The sequence below is a fragment of the Fodinibius sp. genome (assembly GCF_041642155.1).
GTDB lineage: Bacteria > Bacteroidota > Rhodothermia > Balneolales > Balneolaceae > Fodinibius.
The window spans coordinates 1-22,614 of sequence record NZ_JBEPWZ010000022.1 but is presented as its reverse complement, the minus strand read 5'-3'; the positions used below and the strand labels follow the sequence as shown (position 1 = coordinate 22,614).

Here is a 22,614-nt window from a genome sequence, read left to right as displayed (position 1 = left end):
AAAAGTTGACCCTGGTTTCCCGCGCATTTTACAGTGATCAGCTGGGAGCGTATGAGAAGTATATGCACGATCTTTTCGGTTATGACAAGCTTTTACCCATGAACACCGGCGCCGAAGGTGTGGAAACCGCCATTAAACTCTGCCGCAAGTGGTCTTATGAAAAGAAGAACCTCACACCCGAAAAAGCGACCATCATTGTAGCGAAGGGTAATTTTCACGGGCGGACAACCAGCATTATTTCCTTTTCAAACGATCCGGCTGCCCGCAAAAATTTTGGTCCCTATACCCCGGGCTTCCTGTCTATTCCCTACGACGACCTGGAAACCCTTGAAATGGCGCTTCAGAAGGAAGATGTGGCGGGATTTCTGGTGGAGCCGATCCAGGGAGAAGCGGGGGTCAAGGTGCCATCGGAAGGATATCTCACCGGGGTATCTGCTCTCTGCGAGAAGTATAATGCGCTCTTTATCGCCGACGAAATCCAAACCGGTATTGCCCGCACCGGCGAGATGCTGTGTGTGGACCATGAAGGGGTTCGCCCCGATATTGTGATCCTGGGCAAGGCCCTCTCGGGAGGGGCCTATCCGGTGTCCGCCGTATTAGCTGACGATGAGATCATGGATTGTCTGCGTCCCGGTGAACATGGTTCGACCTATGGAGGCAACCCGCTGGCCTGTGCCGTCACGATGGAAGCACTTGAGGTGGTCCGGGACGAAGACCTGGCTGGTAACGCCGCCCGACTGGGGGAGCTCTTCCGGGAGGAGATGGAAATACTTATCGATCAGACGGATCTCGTGAAGCTCGTCCGCGGCAAAGGACTGTTGAATGCGATTGTCATCAATGATTCCGAAGAGAGTGATACGGCCTGGAATATCTGCCTGAAGCTGAAAGAGAACGGCCTCCTGGCGAAACCGACCCATGGTAATATTATTCGATTCGCACCGCCCCTGGTGATGACGGAAAAGCAGCTGCGGGATTGTATCGCGATCATCAGTCGAACGATCAGGGAATATGAAAGCGTAAAGGTTTAGAGATAATCAGAGCGAATATTCTCCACCGGCCATGAACTTTTTGTGCGAGAGAATGAACTGTTCGCGGAACTGAGGGATAATATGATAACAACATCGGGAAAGTCAAATGAGAGATGCGGGCCTTCCCATTGCTTTTCGGACCCTATAAAATAAAAAAAGCGGCCTCCCGTAATCAGAAAGCCGCTTTTGGATAGTGGCGGGGGCAGGATTCGAACCTGCGACCTTCGGGTTATGAGCCCGACGAGCTACCAGCTGCTCCACCCCGCGATGTGAGTGCCTATAATAAGGCTTGACATGGGTACTTGTCAATAGTAAATTCATTTTTATTTACCACTCTTCTTTTCTTTAATTTAGATATAATATTTACGAATAGACAACCTGCATTAGAGGTTTATGGCTATCACAGAAAACGTTACAGCGGCACAAGTTCATCATATTTTAGACAAGCATATGCTCACCGACGGCTATGACATTGTTCTGGATCTCAAAAAAAGCAAAGGAGGCTACCTTTGCGATGCCAGAAATGGGAATCGCTACCTGGATTTTTTCACGTTTTTTGCCTCGAATCCGCTGGGTATGAATCACCCGCGGTTGGCTAACAGGGAGTTTCAAGACAAAATGGGCCAGATCGCGATTAACAAACCGTCCAATTCGGATATCTATACCGAGGAGCTGGCCGCCTTTGTCAAAAATTTTAGCCGGATAGGTATACCGGATTACCTGCCTTACTCTTTTTTCATCTCGGGCGGCGCCCTGGCTGTAGAAAATGCCCTGAAAGTGGCTTTTGACTGGAAAGTGCAGAAGAACTTTGAAAAAGGGTACCGGCAGGAAAAAGGACACAAGGTACTCCACTTCGAACAGGCATTCCACGGGCGTACGGGCTACACCATGTCGCTGACTAATACAGATCCGACCAAGGTGAAATATTTTCCCAAATTCGACTGGCCCAGGGTTATTTCCCCGGCTGTAATATATCCCGAAACAGAGGACCATCTTCAGCAAACGATTGCCCGGGAAGAGCGTGCTGTAGCACAGGCCAAACGCTATTTTGATATATATAAAGATGAGATTGCCTGTATTATTATTGAACCGATCCAGGGCGAAGGCGGCGACAATCACTTTCGCAAAAAATTTCACGAGTCCCTGCGTGCATTAGCGGATGAGCATGAAGCCCTGCTTATTTACGATGAGGTACAGACGGGCGTGGGACTGACCGGCAAATTCTGGGCCCACGAGCATTACGTCAAGCCCGACATCCTGGCCTTCGGTAAAAAGACGCAGGTGTGCGGCATCCTGGCCGGCAAGCGAGTGGATGAGATAGAAACAAATTGCTTCCATGTCCCCTCGCGCATAAATTCTACGTGGGGCGGAAATTTGGTGGATATGGTTCGCTTCGGACGTATCCTGGAAGTGATTGAAGAAGAAAACCTGATTGAAAACGCCGCCCGAACCGGGGATTATCTCCTGCAAAATATACGGGAACTGGCCGGCCAGTACGAACAGGTGACCAACGCGCGGGGCAAAGGGCTCTTTTGCGCCATCGATTTTAGCGGCACCGACCTGCGGGATGCCGTGATCAAAGAGTGCTTTAATAAGAAATTGATGATACTCTCCTGCGGCACCAAAACCATGCGATTCCGTCCCCCGCTAACCGTCACAAAACAGCACATTGATGAAGCTATTGACATTATCGATGATGCGATACGAACCGTCCTGAAATGATCTGTCCCATTGGTAGACTCTATTTTTTAAGTAAAGCTAATCAACCTATTTTACATTTCAACGGGTCCAGGTTGCAATCTTGAAGCCTGTGAGCGATATTATTTACTATTGCATACATTCAATTCACATTTCCAAAAAAGGTAATTATTTATGGCCCATATTGACTTAAACAACGACAAGCCCGGTATCGTGGGACTTTTCCACTTCAGACCGGATACGGCAAAACCGCTTTGTGAACTGGCAGAAACCCTGCTCCGGGGCCCCTCTCCTCTCTCCAGTGGAGAACGGGAAATGATTGCATCCTATGTTTCATACCGGAATAACTGCCATTTCTGTCATACTTCCCACGGAGCGTCCGCCGCTCATCACTTTGACGGCGATCTGTCGCTGATTGATGATATCAAAAAAGAATTCGAGCAGACCGACCTTTCTCTCAAACTCCGTGCGCTCCTGGATATAGCCAAAAAAGTACAAAAGAGCGGCCGAGAGGTTGGAGAGGATGATATTCAAAATGCCAAAGAAGCCGGGGCGAACGACCGTGAAATTCATGACACGGTGCTTATTGCAGCGGCGTTTTGCATGTATAACAGGTATGTGGACGGATTAGGCACCTGGGCTCCGGAAGAAAATGAAGCCTATGACGAAATGGGAAAGATGATGGCCCATGAAGGCTATATGCGCGACCGCCCCGGACTGGAATAATCCGCGACCCCACTTTATACTTTTTAGAGGACCAAACAGGAATACGATGATCCAAATTATCAACAAAAAAAGTGGATCAACCGAAGGCTGCCCCACACAAGCTGGCTGATGCCGCTCTTTAGTGTAAAAACATTATCTGATTTACTAAGTACTTGTTTTAAACGTAGAATCTTTGAAAAACCAGTCCCGAAGCATCGGGAAATACCAAAGCCTGAGCGACATCAAAACCGCAGTGTATAGCCAGTGTATAACCAGCGTATCTATAGACGATACAGGAGGATGTTGAAATCGCGAAAATGGAGAGATTGGCCACAACAGTGGTTTGGCAAAGGCCTATTTCTACCTGAAACTACAGGCAGTTACACCACCTGGTGCGATTCGCGAAGGAGCCCTGTCACTGCTTCATGGCTCCTTCGATCACCCCTTCATAGAGAGCAGTGATTTCGTCTAAAGAGACTGTCAGCAGACCACTGACCTCCAATGTATCCCGTTCGGATCCCACCGTTCCCAGCCTGTAAAACGGTATATCCTGCTCTGAAAAGTGTTCCTCCAGCGTATCTTCCCGGCCGGCCTTGCAGGTCACCACGACCCCGGACTGGGCTTCGCTGTACAGTATCTCATGCTCCTTATCTCCCAGCTCATCAACCGACACCCTTGCTCCTTTTCCGGCAAATATCGCCATCTCTGCCAGCGTCACGGATAAACCCCCATCAGAGATATCATGCACGGCATTCACTTTTTGCTGTTGAATAGCATCCAGCAGGGCTTCCTGCAGGCGTCCTTCAAAATCAAGATCAATCTCCGGGGCATCCCCGGCCGTCAATCCATGAATGGTATGCAGATATTCACTGCCCCCCAGTCCCCTGCGCTCCGCGCCAATGAAATAGATAAGGTCTCCTTCTTGCTTGAATGCGGGGGTCATGCGATGTTTTTCCAGATCTTCAATAAGTCCCAGCATACCGATGACCGGCGTCGGGAACACCGCCATATCCGGGTTTTCGTTGTAAAAGCTGACATTTCCTCCCGTAACCGGCGTATTAAACCGGCGGCACGCCTCGCTCATACCCGCCAGCGCCTGTTTGAATGTCCAGTAAACTTCCGGCTTATAGGGATTCCCGAAATTGAGGCAGTTGGTAATAGCCATCGGTTTTGCCCCGCTGCATACCACGTTACGCGCCGCTTCCGCAACCGCAATTTGTCCCCCGCGCCGCGGGTTCAGGTACACATACCGGCCATTGCAATCCGTCTTTACGGCCAATGCCTTATCGGTTCCCTTAATGCGTACCACGCCCGAATCAGAGGAACCCGGCCCGTTGACCGTATTCGTGCGAACCATCGTATCATACTGCTCATAGACCCATCGCTTGGAAGTGATATTGGGCGCCTGCAGCAGCGTTTTCAGTACCTCTTCATGATCGGACGGATGATCCAGGCTATCGATATCGAACGACTGGGTCTCTTCCAGGTAGTCCGGCTTCTCTGCCTCGCGAACATACTGGGGAGCGCCGCCACCCAGCACGAGGCTGTCGGCAGGGATATCCGCTTTCACTTCGCCCTCTTTATAATAAGTTACGTTTTCACCATCCGTCACTTCCCCGATAACGACGGCATTCAGATCCCATTTCTCGTATATATCGATAATTTCCTGCTCGCGACCTTTTTCGGCGACCACCAGCATCCGCTCCTGGCTTTCGGAGAGCAGCAATTCATAGGCTGTCATGCCATCTTCGCGGGCGGGTACTTTGTCCAGATCGATCCGCATGCCGCTTTTTCCCTTGGCACTCATTTCCGAGGACGAACAGCTGATGCCAGCCGCCCCCATATCCTGAATGCCAACGATCCCCCCGTTTTTGATCACTTCCAGGGTGGCTTCCAGCAACAGTTTTTCGGCAAAAGGATCGCCCACCTGTACGCTGGGACGATTTTCTTCGCTTTCTTCACTGATCTCTTCCGAAGCGAATGTAGCCCCGTGAATACCGTCCCGCCCCGTCTCCGATCCCACAATAATAACCGGGTTGCCGGCCCCCTCGGCAATGGCAGAGGCTGTGCGGCCGGCTTTTACGATTCCCACGCTCATGGCATTGACCAGCGGATTGCCTTCATAGCTGTCATCGAAATAAATTTCGCCGCCTACCATCGGAACCCCAAACGAATTGCCGTAGTCGGCGATGCCCCGTACCACCCCGTCCAGCAGAAAACGGACCCGGGGACTGTCCAGGTCACCGAATCGAAGGGAGTTGAGACTTGCCACCGGGCGAGCACCCATGGTAAAGATGTCCCGGTGGATACCGCCCACGCCGGTCGCCGCCCCCTCGTAGGGCACAATGGCAGAGGGATGGTTGTGACTTTCCACCTTGAAGACACACCCCAGTCCGTCCCCGATATCCACAAGACCGGCATTTTCTTCGCCCGCTCCCACCAGCAACTGGGGACCTTCACTCGGTAATTTTTTAATTTCGAGGATGGAGTTTTTGTATGAGCAGTGTTCACTCCACATTACCGAATATACCCCAAGCTCTGTAAATGTGGGTGTGCGGCCCAAATATTCCCTGATCATCTCGTACTCGTGTTCATCGAGTCCGTGATCTTTTGCCAGTTCCAGTGTTACTTCGGGTTCTGTTATGGTAGTATTTGCAGACATCAGCTACTTTTTTGGAAAGTTGAGAAGTTACAGGGTGAATAAAATGAATTTGTGCGACAAGAAGTACTGATTGTGTCGTTGATTTCAGTTCACCCAAAGATAGGAATTTGAATGCTAAGATTTAAAAAATGAAAAATTAAAAATGATCTTATACTTTGTGCCATAACGAAAGGCTGAAATTTTATAGATGCATCTATTTTACTCAGATTTTGTATATTGGAGGACATTGAAAACCCAGTCCCGAAGCATCGGGAAACATCAAAACCTGAGCGCATTCAAAACTACGGTATATTAAGCATATGTGAGAGTGTTGAATGCTCAAAATGCAGATATTGGCCGATAAAACGGTTTTGCAAAGCCCTCATTAAGTTGACAACCCTAAAACTAACGACAGGTAAAAATGAATATTAAGACTCTCATCGGAATTGGCGCTGTTGCTCTACTGGTGATTTATGGTATAAATATAAACAATAGCCTGGTAGAGAAGCAGGAATCAGTTAATCAGTCATGGGCTCAGGTCGAGAATCAATATCAGCGGAGAGCCGACCTGGTACCTAACCTGGTGAATACCGTTAAAGGGGCTGCCGATTTCGAACAGGAAACGCTCACCGACGTTATTGAGGCCCGCAGCAATGCCACCTCCATTCAGCTTAATGCCGGGGATCTGGACAATCCCCAGATGATGGAGCAGTTTCAACAGGCACAGCAGCAGCTTTCGGGGGCCCTGTCTCGATTGATGGTCACCGTAGAGCGGTACCCGGAACTGAAAGCCAATAAAAATTTCCAGGACCTTCAGGCCCAGTTGGAGGGAACAGAAAACCGTATTGCAACAGAACGACAGCGTTATAATGAGACTGTACAGTCCTATAATACCGACATTCGAAGGTTTCCAACCAATCTCTTTGCCGGCATGCTGGGCTTTGATGAAAAAGCCTATTTCGAAGCAGATGAAGGGGCTGAAGAGGTCCCCGAAGTTAATTTTGATTAACGACAACCCGTTTCGGGATGAACACTAATCTGATATTTAAATCTTTCCAATATGCCTGCCAGACAGTTTCTTACCGAAAAAGAAGAGCAGCAGATTATCGATGCCATTGCCAGGGCGGAGGAAAAAACCTCCGGTGAAATCCGGATTCATATCGAACACCGCTGCGAGGAAGACCCGCTCGACCGGGCCAGCGAAATTTTCCACGAGCTGGGAATGGACCAGACGCAGTATCAAAACGGGGTGCTCATCTATGTGGCCACAGAAGATCACAAGGTGGCCGTGTTTGCGGGAAAAGGCATTCACAGGCAAGTGGAAGAGGGCTTCTGGAATGACGTGCTGGCGCTCATTATTCAGCACTTTAAGAAGGATGCCTTCGAGCAGGGAATCGAAGAGGCCGTCCATAAAGTAGGCGAAAAGCTTACCGAGCAGTTTCCCTATCACCAGAAGGGCGATGTTAACGAGCTGACAGATGAAATCAGCTATAATCAAAATTAATATATTCTCTTCATTTCTTATGTTGAGAATTATCCTAACACTACTTTAGTTCTTATGAAAAAACATACTTTTTATCTTCTGTTACTTATATTTTGTTTTCAGCTTACCCCCGCAACCGTCTATAGTCAGCAGGACTATGAATCGCAACAGTTTTTCCAGATAAAGACGTATCATTTTGACAGCGTGGAGCAGCAACAGCAAGCAGACCGCTTTTTTGAACAGGCGTACCTGCCGGCCCTGCACCGCCTGGGCATTGAACCGGTAGGCGTTTTTAAACCGCACGACGCCGATACCTCTTCGGCTTTAAAAACGTACCTGCTTATTCCCTTTGAAACCCTGGATGATTTTGCATCCCTTCCCGGCCGGCTCGATGACGACTCGCAGTATCTTGCTGGGGGCAGAGACTATCTTGAGGCTCCTCACGACGAACCGCCCTACCACAAGATAGAGTCCATTTTACTCCAGGCATTTGAATATGCTCCAACGCTTATGGCCGCCGACCTGGATAATCCCAGGACTGAGCGGGTCTATGAATTACGAAGTTACGAGAGTGCAACAGAAGCATTGAACCAAAATAAAGTCGATATGTTCAATGCGGGCGGCGAGGTGGAAATATTTGATCGGTTGGATTTTAACGCAATATTTTACGGGAATGTCATCTCCGGAAATAAAATGCCCAATCTGATGTATATGACTACATTTGAAAATATGGACAGCCGTGACGCCCATTGGGATGCTTTTAGAAATGACGCCCAGTGGGAGGAGCTCTCGGCCGTGGAAAAATATCAGGATAATGTCTCCAACAGCGATATTTACTTTTTACGGGCAGCATCCTATTCCGATCTTTAATTTTCTGACATAATTGTCCCTTTGTTCATGCTTCGCTTAAATCCCTTGTTACTCCCTCTTCTTCTTGTCATCGGTTTGACCCTCCCTTCCGCGGCCCAGGATATTCCTTCGGAGCCGGGGGGACATGTGAACGACTTTGCCGGGATGCTGGGCGGCAGTGAGCGGCAGCAGCTGGAAACCAAGCTGCGAAATTACCGTGATACGACGACGACCGTTATTGCTATTGCAACACTCGAGAGCCTTAACGGCATTTCCATCGAAGAGACCGCAACTACCCTGTTTAACGAATGGAACATGTGGGAAGACGATCGGGACAACGGGGTTCTTATCCTGATCGCGCCTAATGAGCGGAAAATACGCATCGAAGTGGGCTACGGCCTGGAGGGAGCCATACCTGATGTAATGGCCAATCGCATTATCCGGGATATTCTTTCCCCGAGTTTTAAAAAGGGAAACTATTATGCCGGACTGGATCGGGCGACCTCGGCCATGATTCAGCTTGCCAGCGGCGAGTATACCGGTCAGTTGACCGATGAGCGCTCTTCCAGCCAGGAGGATGACACTCTTTCATTTATTATCTTTGTGCTTTTTCTCGTTTTTGTCATCTACTCCTCTTCTCGTCGCGGGGGCGGCGGTAAAGGCAGGGGAAAACGCAGAACGCTGGGACCCGGGGGATTTATCTGGCTCGGCGGGGGCAGCTTCGGAGGCGGTTCCGGCGGAGGCGGCGGTTTTGGCGGATTCAGCGGCGGGGGCGGCTTCGGTTCCGGCGGGGGCGGGGCCAGCGGGGGATGGTAAGGGGAATTAGGAATGAGGAATTATGAATTGGGAATGAGGAATTGGGAAAGTAGCTTCAGATTTCGAAATTTTTTGTCAAAGATCCAATTTTGATATGAGTTACTGGTTATTAGGACGGGCAGGACACGGCCGTTATGTGAGGCTACATATTCCCAAGCCTTACCTTCCTCAACCCTTGAATCTCCACCCTCAATTCACCGCGGGGGCGATAGTGATATTGCGAAATTCCACCGGTCCGTGGTCGCCCTGAATCATAAGAGGTCCCGGCGTTCCCTCGCGGCTGTCGATTGCCCCTCCGGTAATACCGGGAATGGGACGGTCGCAGATCACTTCAGTCCCATTCAGCTCAACCGTAACCATTCGTCCGCTCAGTGTGATATCATAGCTCTGCCACTCACCGGCTTCTTTGGCCGCATTCACGCTGGGATCAATAAAACCGTAGATGCCTCCCAGCAGATGACTATCGGGCTCCATGCCGTAACTGTCAATAATCTGTACCTCATAACGTCCTCTCAGGTAAATTCCGCTGTTGCTTCCTTCCGGATAACGGAACTCCACGTGAAGTTTAAAATCTTCAAACGCGTCTTTGGTAATCAGGTTGCCTCCTGATTTTTTATTGACCATGACGCCATCTTTCATCTCGAACTGGCTGTTTTCCGGGATCTCCCACTTCGACAGCTCGTTATCCAACAGATGTACAGGCTCTCCCCATTCCGGCTCGCTTTCGCCTTCCAAAGAGGGGGCGCGCACGCCGGTCCATTCCAGCGTATTGCCTTCCGGGCCCGTAGTCCGTCCCCTGAGCTGTTCACCCTCAAACGTGAATTCAACATGAAGATCCGCTCCCTTGCTCCACTGCGGCGGAATGCTAAACTCGTAGGTTTCCTCTTCCCCGGAGTAGGTAATTTCCGAGATGGGACGGGCACTTCCGGAGGGACCCACGTACCGGCCGACCAGGGCACTGACGCCCGAGGTTTTGATCTCAAGCCACGCGGGTTGTTCGCCGCCGGGTGCCGCAATGGTAATATCCCACCGACCCGCGGCCTCACTCCCCGGAATCTGAGCCTGCAGAGCCGTTACTCCGGCTGTTACAATTAACATAAACGACATAAAACCCAGCTTTTTAAATGATAACATGATAACAGCTACCTCCGCATTACTTGATCTCTGTAATATTGATATTTCGAAATTCAACCCGCGAGTTATGGTTTTGCAGGCCGATATATCCCGACCGGCGTTTCAGACCGGGATGCTCCTCCACCCGATCCATATAATTAACCAGGTCTGTATTAATAACCGTCTCCCCATTCAGCCGCACCTTCACTTGAGAGCCATCCGCTGTAATCTCCATCTTTTGCCACTCCCCGGCTTTTTTACTTGCTTCTCCGGAGGGGGCCTTGACATCATAGATACTGCCGGTATACTGCCACGGCTGCAGGTCCGCATACTCTTCGGCCTGATCGTCCAGCAGCTGTATCTCCATTCCTTCATAAGCGGGATTACCTTCACGGGGCGCACGCAAAAACACTCCGCTGTTGCCCCCTTCCGGCAGGCGATACTCAAATTCCAGCTTAAAATTATCGTACGTATCGGTCGTTGACAGCCAACCGCCGCCGCCTTCGGTATAGAGCAGTCCGTCATCGGCGTGCCATTGTCCGGTGGCGTCACTCACCCGCTCCCAGCCGGAAAGGTCTTCGCCGTTAAAAAGAGATTCTTTGCGGGGTATCTCGCGGATAAAAATATTTTTGAAATAGAGGGGCGTGTTGTGCGCCTGCAAATCAATAGCCCCTTCGGAATAGACGGGCTGATCCCGGTCCCAGAAATTTTCCAAAACCACATTATCCACAACCAGTTCGCTATTCAGGTGAACCGTCACTTTCTCACCCTTCATTTGAATGCGCATGTTATTCCACTCACCAATGGCGTTGTCGGCCGGAACCAATGGTTCGCTGGGATGTTCCTTGTTGTTGTACAACCCGCCGGACCCCTCGGGCCATTCGGTAATATCCCAAATCTGAACCTGGGGCGTTTCACGCAGATAGACGCCGCTGTCGCCACCCGGCTCAATTTTCCAGTCGACAGTCATCTCAAAATCCCTGTAGCTTTTTTCCGTCGCCACACTGTGGCCTTCTCCGTCGAAAAAGAGCACGCCATCCCGCACTGACCAGTGTTGTCGCATCTCGGCATTTGCCTCTTGCTGCTTCTGAGCCAGTTCTTCTTCGGTCATTTCCACCCGGGTTTTGGGATTGCCAACCACTCCTTTCCAGCCTTCCAGGTTTTCGCCGTTGAAGAGAGCTTTAAAGTCTTCCGGCGGTTCGTTCATCCCGTCTCCGTTCCCGGAATCCGAGCTGTAGTCCGGGTAATAGACATCGAGATCCTGTATTCTGATATTCCGGAAGGCTACCTCGTCGCCGTGACCCAGAAAACCGATATGACCGCTTTCATTAAGCAGGCCCGGGTGATCTCGCCCATCCCTGGTGTTGGAAGTATCGATATCGGCAATATCCACATCGGTAATGGTTTGTCCGTTTACCCTGACCGTAATTCGGGAGCCGTCGGCAATCACTTCCTGGGTATTCCACTCTCCGACCGGTTTCAGGTGACCCCGTTGGGCGGCAGCCACCCCGTAGATCGACCCGTGGAACTGGTAGGGCTCCAGCTCCTTATATTTCTCTGCCGTGTTGTCAAGGATCTGAAGCTCCATGGCCTCATACGCCGGGTGGCTGTCCAGCGGCGCACGTATGGCCAGCCCGTTATTGGCTCCGGGGGTCAGTTTAAAGTCAAATTTCAGGATAAAGTTGCTGTATTCATCCTCGGTAAACAGATTGCCTGAAGCTCCATCTTTACTAAGGATCTGTCCACTGCTGACGGTATACGAATCTTTATCACCAACCCAGCCCGTCAGATCTTCTCCATTAAATAAAGTGGTAAAATTGTCCGTTTCATTTCCGCCGGACTCCAGATCCTGTATATACTGCTCAATTTGCTCTTTATGTTCTACACCCGCCGTCGCTTCTATGAGCGAAAGTTCCTGCCCGGTCTCTTCATCCGAGGCCGAAAGTATGTGTGCAGCCGACCGGAGTGAACGTTGCCGAACCGCCTCATTCTCATCATCGAAATGGGCGGCGACCGCTTTCAGCGCTTCCGGGGACTCCAGCGACGCGAGTCCACTCAACACCCTCAGCTTTTCTTCGTCGGAGGAGGTCTCAGCTAATATTTCATTCATAAATTGGACTTTGTCCGCTGCACTGTATTTCGACTGCTGTACCAGACGGATATAACCTTCCAGGATTGTACTCCGCTCGGAGTCCGGTGCGTTCTGATAGGCCTCTGCCAACGGGGAAAGGGCTGAAGCCTCCGGCCAATCGGAGAGTGCCGACAAGGCCGCCTGTTGTATGGAATCATTGGTGCTTTCGGACGCTGAAACCACTGCTTCAAGGGCCTCGTCCCCCCCTATTTCGGGAAGAAGTTCCAGCAGATAAGGCTTTTGGGGGGGCGGTGCTTCCTCCAGGACCTGCAAGACCGCCTGGGCACGATCTTCAGAGGCCGGTATTTCCTGAGAAAACGCTATTATAGCTTCCTGTACCGCTGTGCGCTCATTTTCATTTTGAGCTTCCGACAGCAGGCCAGCCAATTGAGGCAGGTCGTCCGCCCCGGCCAAATCCCCGATTGACTGAAATACGGCCATCCGTACCGGTGCGTCCGAGTCGTCGAGTTGATCCAGCACCGTATCGAGATGCTGGTCAGCCCGCCGTTCTGCCAATATTTCGATAAGAGCTACCCTGGCGGGTCCCGATGACGAGGGCAACAGATCTGCAGCTTCTGAAACGAGGGACTCCGAGGGAAGGCGCAGCAGGGCATTTTTCAGGGCGGTTATTTCTTCAGGCTGCCGGGCTTCGGTTAATGCCTCCCACAAAACCGGCAGGGCTTCTTCTCCCCCGGCTGTTGCCGCAGCCCGGGCAGCGGCTATCCGTACCGAAAGCTCATCGCTTTCCAGGAAAGGACGCAGTGTCGAAACGGAAGCCCGTCCACTCCGCCCCAGCATGGCAATAATATCTGCCTGCACAGCGGGGGACAGCTCATCCATCGCCGAAGCTGTGGTCCAAGGCTCCGGGACTTGCCAGTCAGCATGTTGCTCAAACAGGTTAAGAGCCGTTGACCGCAACCGCGCATCTGAACTTTGGGCGGCTTCAACCAGGTCATCAAGCGCTTCATCGTTCGCATGACCGACCAGTATCGACAAGGCCGAGCTGCGTGTCTCCGATGAAAAATCACCGCTCAGAATATCACGGCTGATGGCGGCGCTCTGGTTCGTATTCCCTTCTTCTGCCAGCCGCCCCGCATAAAGCAGGTAATATCTTCGGGCCTCTGTATGCCGGGGTTCTTTGCTCCCGTCCAGCGCCGAAGCCAGCGCCTCCCCGGCGTCCGGGTCCCCACTCCGGGCTAGTGCGTACAGGACTACCTTCCGGGTCTCCGGGTCATCGGAATCGGCCAGGGTAAGCAGATGCTGCGCGAGGTCCGGCGCCTCCATGTCCCCCAGTGCTTTGATCACGGCAATACGCTTCTCTCCCTCCGTAGCGGCTACTCCCTCCGCCAATACCTGGCGGGCACGACTCGTATTGATCGCCCGGAGCGCATGCACGGCCGATTCGTTCAGGCGGTCATCGCCGATAAATGATTGCAAGGCCGGGATGGATTCGTTACTTCCAATCAGTTCCAGCTGTTCCATCAAAAAAACCTTCACCCGGGGATGACGATGGGACTGCAATCCATCAATGAGCACCTTCTCAACCATGGCGCGTTCAGAATCCGCGCCGGCCCGCGAAACATATTTCGAGACTCCATTGACAGCAAAACGGGCCTGTGTATCGTCGCCGCTGCCCGGGGCTGCCAGCATTTCCGTCAGTGCCTGTATCCCCGAAGGTCCCGCTGCCACCAATTCACTGAAAATCCACTCATTTTCAGCCTGATTACCGGCCGGGAGATCAGTAATGCGGTTTGTTACGTTCTCTATAGAAGGTGCAGATTCATAGGCTTGCTGTTGCTGAGGCATCTCCCTGGTGGAAGTACAAGAAACAATGGCCAAAGCAAAAGCGATCAAGGTAAAGTGTCTAAAACGCATAAAACTACTCATTAAGTTGTTATCAAATGGAAAACAGGAGCCGGTAACTTCTATCTTCCATTAAGAAATTAAGTATCATTTGAAACTTCATAATGCCATACCGTACCCCGGTGAGCGGAATACGGACTCAAGCTATATATGCCAGTGGCCGCGCATTGGCTGGTTAATCAAACGATTGGCGGCCTCGTCGCCGACGAACCGCTGGGACTCGGGATCAAATTCCAGTTTTCTTCCCAGTCGCAGGACAGCTTTTCCCATATTTACCAGCGTACAGGAACGGTGACCGTTCGCTTCATTCAAAGCAAAAGTCTGCCTGTTTCTGACCGCCTCACTGAAGTCCGTCACCTGTGGGTCCGGATCTGGCAGGCTATCCGCCAGTCTACGGATATTGGGGATATCGGATTGAAATCCCCGGTACAGCTTGCCCTCCGGTCCTTCGATAAAGGCGGCATCGGTATCCTTGTTCTCCCCATCCAGAATAATTTGGCAGCCGTCCTCATACTTCATCTCAATCCTTCGCCAGGAACTGACGGCATCCGGATGCTGTTGCGGGGCGTCGGCCTCTACGCTGATGGGACTGGTATGATCCTTGTCCAAGATATACTGGACCGGGTCAAGGTAGTGCTGACCCATATCCCCCAGTCCCCCGCCGTCATAATCCCAGTAGCCCCGGAAAGTCACATGCGTGCGGTGTTCGTTATACGGCTTTTCCGGGGCCGGACCCAGCCACATGTCATAATCCAGTGACTCGGGAATCCACTGCGGCTCCAGGTTCGTCAGCCCGCTCCAGTTAAACTTCCAGTTGAAGCCGGTCGTCTCGCTGATCGTCACCTTGAGCGGCCATCCGAAGACATCGTTTTCAACCAGCTTCTTAATCGGCTTGACCGGCGTTCCCATGCCGTAAAAAACATCTTCAAACCGGAACCAGGTATTCAGCCGAAAGATACTGCCATTCCGCTGTACCGCTTCGACCACCTTTTCGCCTTCACCGATCGTTCTCGTCATCGGCTTTTCACACCAGATATCCTTGCCCGCTTCTGCCGCATCCGCCGCCATAATACCGTGCCAGTGCGGCGGCGTGGCGATATGGACGATATCAATATCATCCTGCTGCAAGACCTCCCGGTAATCGGAATAGCCCCTGACCTCTGAATCCGACCGGTTCAACGCCTCCTGCAGGTGATTATCATCCACGTCACAGACCGCTACAAGCCGGGCGCCCGGATAATTCAGATGTCCCCTGCCCATCATGCCTACCCCGATAACCGCTTTGGTAAGCTGATCACTCGGTGCCGTATAGCCCCTGCCGCCCAGCACATGCCGCGGTACGATGGTAAGAGCGCCAAGTGTTCCAAGCGTACCTTTTATAAACTTTTTTCTATTCATACCTTTTTCTCCCATGGTTGCCATCCATTTGACGAAGCCTTTGCAAAACCGTTTTTCTGGTCAATATCTGCATTTTCACACCTTCAAAATTCTCACGTATGTCTTATGCGGGGTGGTTTTGAATGCGATCAGACTTTGATATTTCCCGATGCTTCGGGACTGGGTTTTCAAAGGCTTCTTGTTTAAATTAAAAATTATATAACATAATAAGTCTCAGGGGTACCCAACAAGACTTCATAACAAAAGCACTATATAATATTTTTGTTTCGATAATGAAACATAAAAATTACTTTTTCTCCAATTACTTTTGCCCGTTTCTACTTGCAGATACTCCAAAAAAATCAGTGATCCAGGTACTCCTGTTTTACGTTCCATTTTTGAAGCGACGCACAAACGGAACCTGAAAACGCCGCCGGATGAATAAATGGTGCCGCCGTTTTTACACCTGTCAGCTTTGCTGATTTGCCTGCCCTACGCCGGAAGGGGATACTATGTTCGTCGTTTTTTACATCAGCTCCGCTGCTCCCTCACTCCTATTGGGATGGCGCCTCAAAAGGGGTGGAAATTATTCTCTCAGGTTTTTAGGTCCATGTAAACGCTTCGCGGAGCAGGTTCAGGCTTTTGGGGACTGCCTCCGCCGGGTCTGCCTGTCCTTCAAACTCGAGAGAGATATATCCCTGGTAATCGACCGCCCTGAATATTTCAGCCACCCGTTCATAATTGATATCCAGCGAATACCACTTTCCACCGCCGAAATAGGTTTTGGCCTGCACAAGAGACGTTTTGGGTGCCATCATCTCCAGTTGTTCGTATTGTCGTTCTAAAAAATTACCTGTATCTGACGTTACTCTCAGCCAGGGTGAATCGATGGCATTCACAATTTTCAAAACCCCTTCAGCGGTGCGTCCCAGTCCCCAATGATTTTCCAGTCCCAAAACAACCCCGCACTCCTCAGCTTTAGGAATGCATTGGGAGATGGCGTCAATGACCCAGGCAAAACCTTCTTCCCGCGTATACCCTTCGAGCACGGGTTCGATGCCTTTATTTTCCATTAATTCGTCGAACGAATCGATCGTGCCCCATCGGCCCGTATTAATTCTCATCGTAGGGATCCCCAGACGATAAGCAATGTCGATCTGTTCGATGGTTTTCTCTATTTCCTCTTTCCGTTCGTCTTCCGAAGGGGTGAGGAAATCCTGGTGGGTCGAAAATCCCATTAAATCCAGACCCGCGTGAAAGGCTTTGCTTTTTAAACGTTGCAAATGACTGTTTTCATACGACTGCATCTGCATCCACAGGATCTCCAGTCCGTCAAACCCCATTTCTGCGGCCTGTTCAATACAATACTCGATAGAGGTCTCCTCTTTTGGCCCGTTAAACTGCCAAAAAGAATAGGAAGATACCCCGATTTTATTTCTGAGTACCTCCTTTCTCCGCTCGCCATCTCCCCTGTTGACATTAAAAAAAGGAGCAGCTATTCCACCAGCTGCTCCCAGGATTGCTTTTTCCAGAAATTCCTTTCGGTTCGTTTTCATAGCTATAAGTTTTTAGAGATTGTCCCTTATCATGCAATGCCAAAACGTTCTGCCGTTCAGAATATAAGCTGACCTCACCTGTCCTGAATATTTCAGGTAACAACAACCGATTTCGGGTCCCCATTTCCGGCGGGACCCGAATAGGTATTTATAACTTATCTGTTAACCGTGTCAACGGCAATTATTAAAATTAGTATCCCGGGTTATTGTCCGAGATGGAGTCATTGGAATTAATTTCAGACTGCGGTATGGGCCACAGATGGTGATGATCGCTGAAATTTCTCGAATACCCGACGTCCTGCAAATAAACCTCTCCATCCGAATTTTCAAAATGAGCGCCCCGTACGGGTCCGGCTACCTCTTCACCGATTCCCCATCGCATGACGTCAAAAAGTCGCAAGCCCTCCAATGCAAATTCCCGGGCGCGCTCATCCATCAGGTACTCCATCAGGCTTTCTGCATCCGGGTGGGTTGCTTCGCTGATGGGATCCAGTTCAACCGTGGGACGTTCGCGCACCTCATTAATGGCATCGTACACCGACTGGTCAATCTCACCAAGCTGAACTTTTGCTTCGGCATACATCAGCAGAACATCGGCATACCGGATGTGAATCATATTAATGGATCCGGTCGAAGGGCTGTCTATGTCATCTTCATAGTCAATATACTTCTTCATATTGTATCCGAGTTCGGTAGCCCTCTCCGTCACATTTACCCGGTCCGGTGTGGGACTGTCGGGACTGGAGTCGTAAGTGCTGTTACCGATAGGCTGGCCGGTATAGTAGACCGAGTAGTCCCAGCGCGGATCCATATTTTCATACGCCTCTTCACGACTGTTAAATTCGCTGATATCATATTCCCCCTCATCAAGCCGATACTTCTGGTAGAGACCATGAGCAGGTTCAACACCCGATCCGCCTCCAATGGATGCGGCGGACACCCCGAAGGCGTCGTAACTGTCCCCCGTCGAAGTATACTGCCTGTCAAAAATCACTTCCGAAGAGTTCTGGCCTTCATAGTGAAACAGCTCTTCGTAGTTGGGATAGAGTTCATAAACACCGCTTTCGATGACCGATTGCGCCGCATCACGGGCGATCTCCCACCGTTCGTTGCGTAGCGCAGCTCTCGCCTTCAGCGACTGGGCAGCGCCATGTGTTGCCCGGCCGACATCCCCGCTGCCGTAACTCACGGGGAGGGCCTCCGTATTGATGATACTATCCAGCTCTTCCAAGATGAAATCGACAATCTCATCACGATCGGTCCGGGCCACGTGATCATTGATATCAATAGGCTCCCGAATGAGAGGAACATCTCCCCATAAGCTGGTGAGCTGGGTATAGTAATAGGCCCGGAGAAACCGCGCTTCCGCTTCCACCCTGTCCAGCAGATCCGTATTACCAAACTCGACCTCCCCGATGTTGGTAATTACGTCATTGGCTTTAAAAATACCCCTGTAATACCTGTTCCAATAGCTTTCCACCGTACCGTTTGACGGGACAAGGGGGTAAGCTGGGAATAGGCTATATCGGTCCGGTTATCCAAACCAAAGATACGACCGTCCATCTCCGCATAAACAGCGTTGACGGCAATCTCCGCGTCACCGGCCCGCTGCCAGTAAGAACCTTCTGTTACCGTATCCGCCGGAGAGACATTCAGACCATCACATCCGGAAAGAATAACAGCAATTATCATTACATTTAAAATTATACTCTTTTTCATAACAACTCCCATTTACATTTAACTATTAAAATGCAGTATTAAAAAATTAAAACGCGACATTGACACCCAGAGAAACCGTTTTTGTATGAGGATAAAACTGATTTCGTCCCCTCGGAACTTCCGGATCCATAAGCTCGGTAGGCGTTATGGTAATCAGGTTCGTCCCCGAGACATAAACCCGGAATCGCTGAATAAATTGCTGGGGGATGGAATAGCCGAGCTGAATATTTTTCAGCCTCGCATATTTCGTATCCTCAAGCCAGAATTCAGATGCACGCCTGTTCCAGTTTTGCGATCCCGTCATTACCCTGGGCCAGGAACCATTGGGATTTTTTTCAGGATGGTATCGTTCCTCGACATACTTTTGGGCAATGTAGTTTTGGTTGTTCGGGCCTTCGATGATTGCACCGTCCAGCATGTGATACTGTTGCAGGACCCCCTGCCAGAACATCTTGAAATCGAACCCGCGATACGAGGCGTCAAAGTTCACACCGAACTCATACCTGGGATCTTCATTGGCTATGATAATATGATCCCCTTCAGGATATAATGCGGTACTGAGTGCCCCGTCTCCATCCAGGTCTTCATAAATAACATCACCAATAGTCACTTCCGGGCTATAGGTGGCCGGATGATTGTCAAGATCCTCCTGGGTGCGATAAATCCCCGGGGAAGCATATCCACGCAATGAATTAATGGACTCTCCTTCGGTCCAAACAGTAAACCCATCAGGGTAGAAAGGACCCTGATCATTGAGATCCTCGATCGTATTAACGACATCTGAGAAATTGACGCCGACGGAATACACAAACTCTCCGGAGCCGGCCGCGCTGTTATAGTTAACAGCCAGTTCCCACCCGTTATTGGAAACATCCGCCGCGTTCTGATAGGGAGCACTTTTACCCACCGTGGCAGGTATGGGCAACTGAAGCAGAATATCGCTGGTATAGTTCCAGAAATACTCGCCGATCACCTCTATCCTGTCATCCATCAACCCCAGGTCCAGGCCGATATTCGTCATTGTCGTGGTTTCCCAGGCGATATCCGTGTTGCCGGCCGAAGTGACGGCAGCAGCCGGCACAACATCGTCGTCGAACTGGTAGGAAAGCCCCAGGTTATACGTATTCAGGTAGGAATAAAGCCCGGTCCTCTCGTTAGAACCCTGCCGCTCGTTACCCAGCTGTCCCCACGAAGCGCGAATTCTCAGGTTGCTAAGCCAATCAACATCCTGCATAAACTCTTCGCTGGAGATTCTCCAGCCACCCGAAAACGAAGGAAAAAAGCCCCACCGGTTACCTTCCGCAAACCGGGAAGACCCGTCATACCGAACGTTGGCCTGGAACGAATACCGGTCTTCATACGAATAGTTTACACGTCCAAAGAAAGATCGTATTCTCCACTCGTCGTTAAAACAGCCATTGGTAAATTCGCCCGGATCATTAAATTGTCCACAAGTCAGTTCCGTACCGGAATCACCTGCATTCAGGGATCTGAGGTCATCATTGAAAAAATCGGAACGTGCTGCAGATGCCTGTGTCGCATGGGTATAGATTTCTTCGTATCCGACCATGCCACTAAGGCTGTGCTCTCCGAAATTATCGGAGTATCGCAGCAATGCCCTTTGGCTGAGTTCATTGCGGTTATACCGACCCTCATTAAGGGTGTTTGTGGAAAACCAGCTGCTTGCAGCGACCGTCTCACCGGTGAGAGGATGAATCATGTTACTTTTGTCATCCCGGAAAATATTTTCCTCGGTACTGGTCCGGTTCAGTGTAAAATCTCCTTCCAGGGAGAACACATCATTTATTTCGTATTCAACTCCGGCAGTGGCAACGATGTCGTTGCTCGCCCGGCTTGTCTCTCCGGAATTTCCCATAACAAACGGATTCCATGTGCCTCCGATCAGATCACCGGTTGCCTCTCGACCGTCCGGATAACTCATAATCATATCGCGATTCATATGCAAAAGGGCCTGCATGATCCGCTGGGGCCTGAATCCCGGACCACTGACATCCCGGTTCCTGTAAAGCATATTGGCTTTAACCGTTAAATCATCGGTCACAAACAGGTCGCTGTTTATCCGTAGCGACGTTTTCTTGCTGTTAAAATTTCGCATGATCCCATCCGTATCGTCGTGACTGACAGCAGCATACAATCTTCCGGTCTCGCCACCCGTGGATACAGAAATAGCATTGCTATGCTCCAGCGAATAATCCCGGAATACGCCTCCTTCAAAATCCGCAAAGGGATACTCCAGCGGATTGGTTCCCGCTATAACATTCTCCTGATATTCCTCGGTAAAAATCGGATCGGCTCCTGTTGCTATATCCGCTTCATTCCTAAGCATCATCCAGTCCTCTTTCGAGGCTCCGGGCGGGAAAAAAAGCAGGTCCTGAACACCCACATGAGCATTATAATTAACGGCTACTCCCGATTCAGCACCTCGTTTAGTAGTAACCAATATTACACCATTTGCCGCCCGTGACCCGTAAACCGCTGCGGATGCAGCATCTTTCAGCACACTGATCGACTCAATATTTGAAGATTCCACCGTAGACAGCGACTGTTCCACCCCATCTACGAGCACCAGCGGATTAGGGTTATTCAGCGTACCGGTCCCCCGAATCCGTGCCACGGCGTTCTCTTCACCGGGCTGTCCGCCCTCGTACTGAATGCTTAGGCCGGGACTTAATCCCTGCATTCCAAGTTCGGTATTGGTCATCGGACGTTCCTCGAAATCCTGGGCTGAAACCGAACTGACAGCCCCGGTCACGTCTTCTCTTCGCTGTGTGCCGAAACCAACGACCACCATTTCTTCGCCCATAATCGCTTGTCCGGCCAATGCTATATCTATTTCAGTTCGTCCGCTGATAGGCACTTCCTGGGTTTGATAACCGATAAATGAAACGACGAGGGTATCCTGCAGAGACGGGACTGAAAGCTCAAACGAACCGTCAGCTCCTGTTGAGGTCCCGGTGGTCGTTCCTTTCACCAGGATATTGACTCCCGGCAGGGTCTCATTATTCTCGGCATCCACGACAGTCCCCGTCACCGTTTCCTGTGCATTTTGTCCCTTCACCGGCAGCGCCAGCAGGCCAAATAACATACCTGCCAAAGCAACCCTGGTCATCCATTCATATGGATATCTGTATGTATGTGTATCCTTTTTTTTCATCATTAAACTTGTTAGAGATTTAGATTAACAGCTATGATCGACTCATTACCATCAAAACACTTCCTTCCCGCTTGTCTGGTACCCGAGAGGATCTCCTTCCCGGGGAGATGATACTTAAGTGAACTGTGTATGTCAAATGGTTCAGCTTGCTAAAAAACCGTACCACCCCGATTACCCTGACTTAACTAAACCGTTAAAGATCAGCTAACTCCGAAGTAAAGATCAGTACGACGATGCTTTTTAAAGATCCCTTTTGAACGCGGAAAATGATGTTCTATCCCTTATTACTATGCAGATGACTTTTTGGTCCGTGTTTTTTTAAAAAGTGATAGATTTTTTTCAATCCCTTGCATTCGTAAGCCTAAAGCAGGGTTTGGGTTTCAGACCGGATTAGGCCCGACAGAGGTGGGGCGCCTTGATTTCAACTTGTTGAGGTGTTATCGGGGGTTAGCGTTAGCAA

Annotated in this window: 15 protein-coding genes and 1 tRNA gene; 7 read left to right on the top strand and 9 right to left on the bottom strand. The window is 50.5% G+C overall.

The genetic code is table 11. The annotated features are described in order from the left end of the window. Positions 1 to 1,028, top strand: a 1,028-nt coding sequence (rocD, locus tag ACESLU_RS02975) for an ornithine--oxo-acid transaminase (protein ID WP_372634901.1), incomplete at its 5' end; no start/stop codon positions are given. A gap of 194 nt (positions 1,029 to 1,222) precedes the next feature. On the opposite strand, the gene ACESLU_RS02970 is transcribed toward rocD, so the two are convergent. Next, positions 1,223 to 1,295: transfer RNA gene (locus tag ACESLU_RS02970), tRNA-Met, on the bottom strand. 126 nt (positions 1,296 to 1,421) lie between these two features. Here ACESLU_RS02970 and lat point away from each other — a divergent pair. Continuing rightward, positions 1,422 to 2,750: an L-lysine 6-transaminase gene (lat, locus tag ACESLU_RS02965; protein WP_372634899.1), complete on the top strand. Its 1,329-nt coding sequence runs from the start codon at positions 1,422 to 1,424 to the stop codon at positions 2,748 to 2,750. 150 nt (positions 2,751 to 2,900) lie between these two features. Continuing rightward, a complete protein-coding gene (locus ACESLU_RS02960; protein WP_372634896.1) occupies positions 2,901 to 3,452 on the top strand; it encodes a carboxymuconolactone decarboxylase family protein in 552 nt (183 codons plus the stop codon). A gap of 394 nt (positions 3,453 to 3,846) precedes the next feature. Here ACESLU_RS02960 and purL read toward each other — a convergent pair whose 3' ends face one another. Beyond that, positions 3,847 to 6,093, bottom strand: coding sequence for a phosphoribosylformylglycinamidine synthase subunit PurL (gene purL / locus ACESLU_RS02955; RefSeq protein WP_372634894.1), 2,247 nt, complete (start codon positions 6,091 to 6,093; stop codon positions 3,847 to 3,849). 400 nt (positions 6,094 to 6,493) lie between these two features. Between purL and ACESLU_RS02950 the strand changes: the two genes are divergently transcribed. From ACESLU_RS02950 to ACESLU_RS02935, 4 genes are read left to right on the top strand one after another with little or no spacing between them, the layout of a single operon-like run. Then, positions 6,494 to 7,081, top strand: coding sequence for a LemA family protein (locus ACESLU_RS02950; protein WP_372634891.1), 588 nt, complete (start codon positions 6,494 to 6,496; stop codon positions 7,079 to 7,081). Positions 7,082 to 7,132: 51 nt separating this feature from the next. Beyond that, entirely contained in the window at positions 7,133 to 7,576 is a 444-nt protein-coding gene (locus tag ACESLU_RS02945; RefSeq protein WP_372634889.1) for a TPM domain-containing protein, read from the top strand. Between the two features lie 54 nt (positions 7,577 to 7,630). Continuing rightward, the gene (locus tag ACESLU_RS02940; protein WP_372634887.1) at positions 7,631 to 8,425 is read left to right on the top strand and encodes an NIPSNAP family protein; all 795 of its coding nucleotides are present in this window, start codon (positions 7,631 to 7,633) and stop codon (positions 8,423 to 8,425) included. A gap of 27 nt (positions 8,426 to 8,452) precedes the next feature. Next, on the top strand, positions 8,453 to 9,220 hold the full coding sequence (locus tag ACESLU_RS02935) for a YgcG family protein (protein WP_372634884.1): 768 nt from the start codon (positions 8,453 to 8,455) through the stop codon (positions 9,218 to 9,220). Positions 9,221 to 9,409: 189 nt separating this feature from the next. On the opposite strand, the gene ACESLU_RS02930 is transcribed toward ACESLU_RS02935, so the two are convergent. The 7 genes from ACESLU_RS02930 to ACESLU_RS02900 form a co-directional block, all read right to left on the bottom strand. Continuing rightward, entirely contained in the window at positions 9,410 to 10,327 is a 918-nt protein-coding gene (locus ACESLU_RS02930; RefSeq protein ID WP_372634882.1) for a DUF1080 domain-containing protein, read from the bottom strand. Between the two features lie 46 nt (positions 10,328 to 10,373). Further along, a complete protein-coding gene (locus ACESLU_RS02925) occupies positions 10,374 to 14,339 on the bottom strand; it encodes a family 16 glycoside hydrolase (protein WP_372634880.1) in 3,966 nt (1,321 codons plus the stop codon). Between the two features lie 132 nt (positions 14,340 to 14,471). Continuing rightward, on the bottom strand, positions 14,472 to 15,725 hold the full coding sequence (locus ACESLU_RS02920; protein WP_372634877.1) for a Gfo/Idh/MocA family oxidoreductase: 1,254 nt from the start codon (positions 15,723 to 15,725) through the stop codon (positions 14,472 to 14,474). Between the two features lie 581 nt (positions 15,726 to 16,306). Next, positions 16,307 to 17,260: a sugar phosphate isomerase/epimerase family protein gene (locus ACESLU_RS02915; RefSeq protein ID WP_372634874.1), complete on the bottom strand. Its 954-nt coding sequence runs from the start codon at positions 17,258 to 17,260 to the stop codon at positions 16,307 to 16,309. 190 nt (positions 17,261 to 17,450) lie between these two features. Further along, the gene (locus tag ACESLU_RS02910; RefSeq protein WP_372634872.1) at positions 17,451 to 18,740 is read right to left on the bottom strand and encodes a RagB/SusD family nutrient uptake outer membrane protein; all 1,290 of its coding nucleotides are present in this window, start codon (positions 18,738 to 18,740) and stop codon (positions 17,451 to 17,453) included. Beyond that, positions 18,686 to 18,979 carry a hypothetical protein gene (locus tag ACESLU_RS02905; RefSeq protein ID WP_372634869.1) on the bottom strand — a complete coding sequence of 98 codons (294 nt, stop codon included), beginning with the start codon at positions 18,977 to 18,979 and terminating at the stop codon, positions 18,686 to 18,688. Before ACESLU_RS02905 ends, ACESLU_RS02910 begins: the two co-directional genes overlap by 55 nt. 46 nt (positions 18,980 to 19,025) lie before the next feature. Further along, complete coding sequence (locus ACESLU_RS02900) at positions 19,026 to 22,085, bottom strand: SusC/RagA family TonB-linked outer membrane protein (protein WP_372634904.1); 3,060 nt, start codon at positions 22,083 to 22,085, stop codon at positions 19,026 to 19,028. Between the last annotated feature and the right edge of the window lie 529 nt (positions 22,086 to 22,614).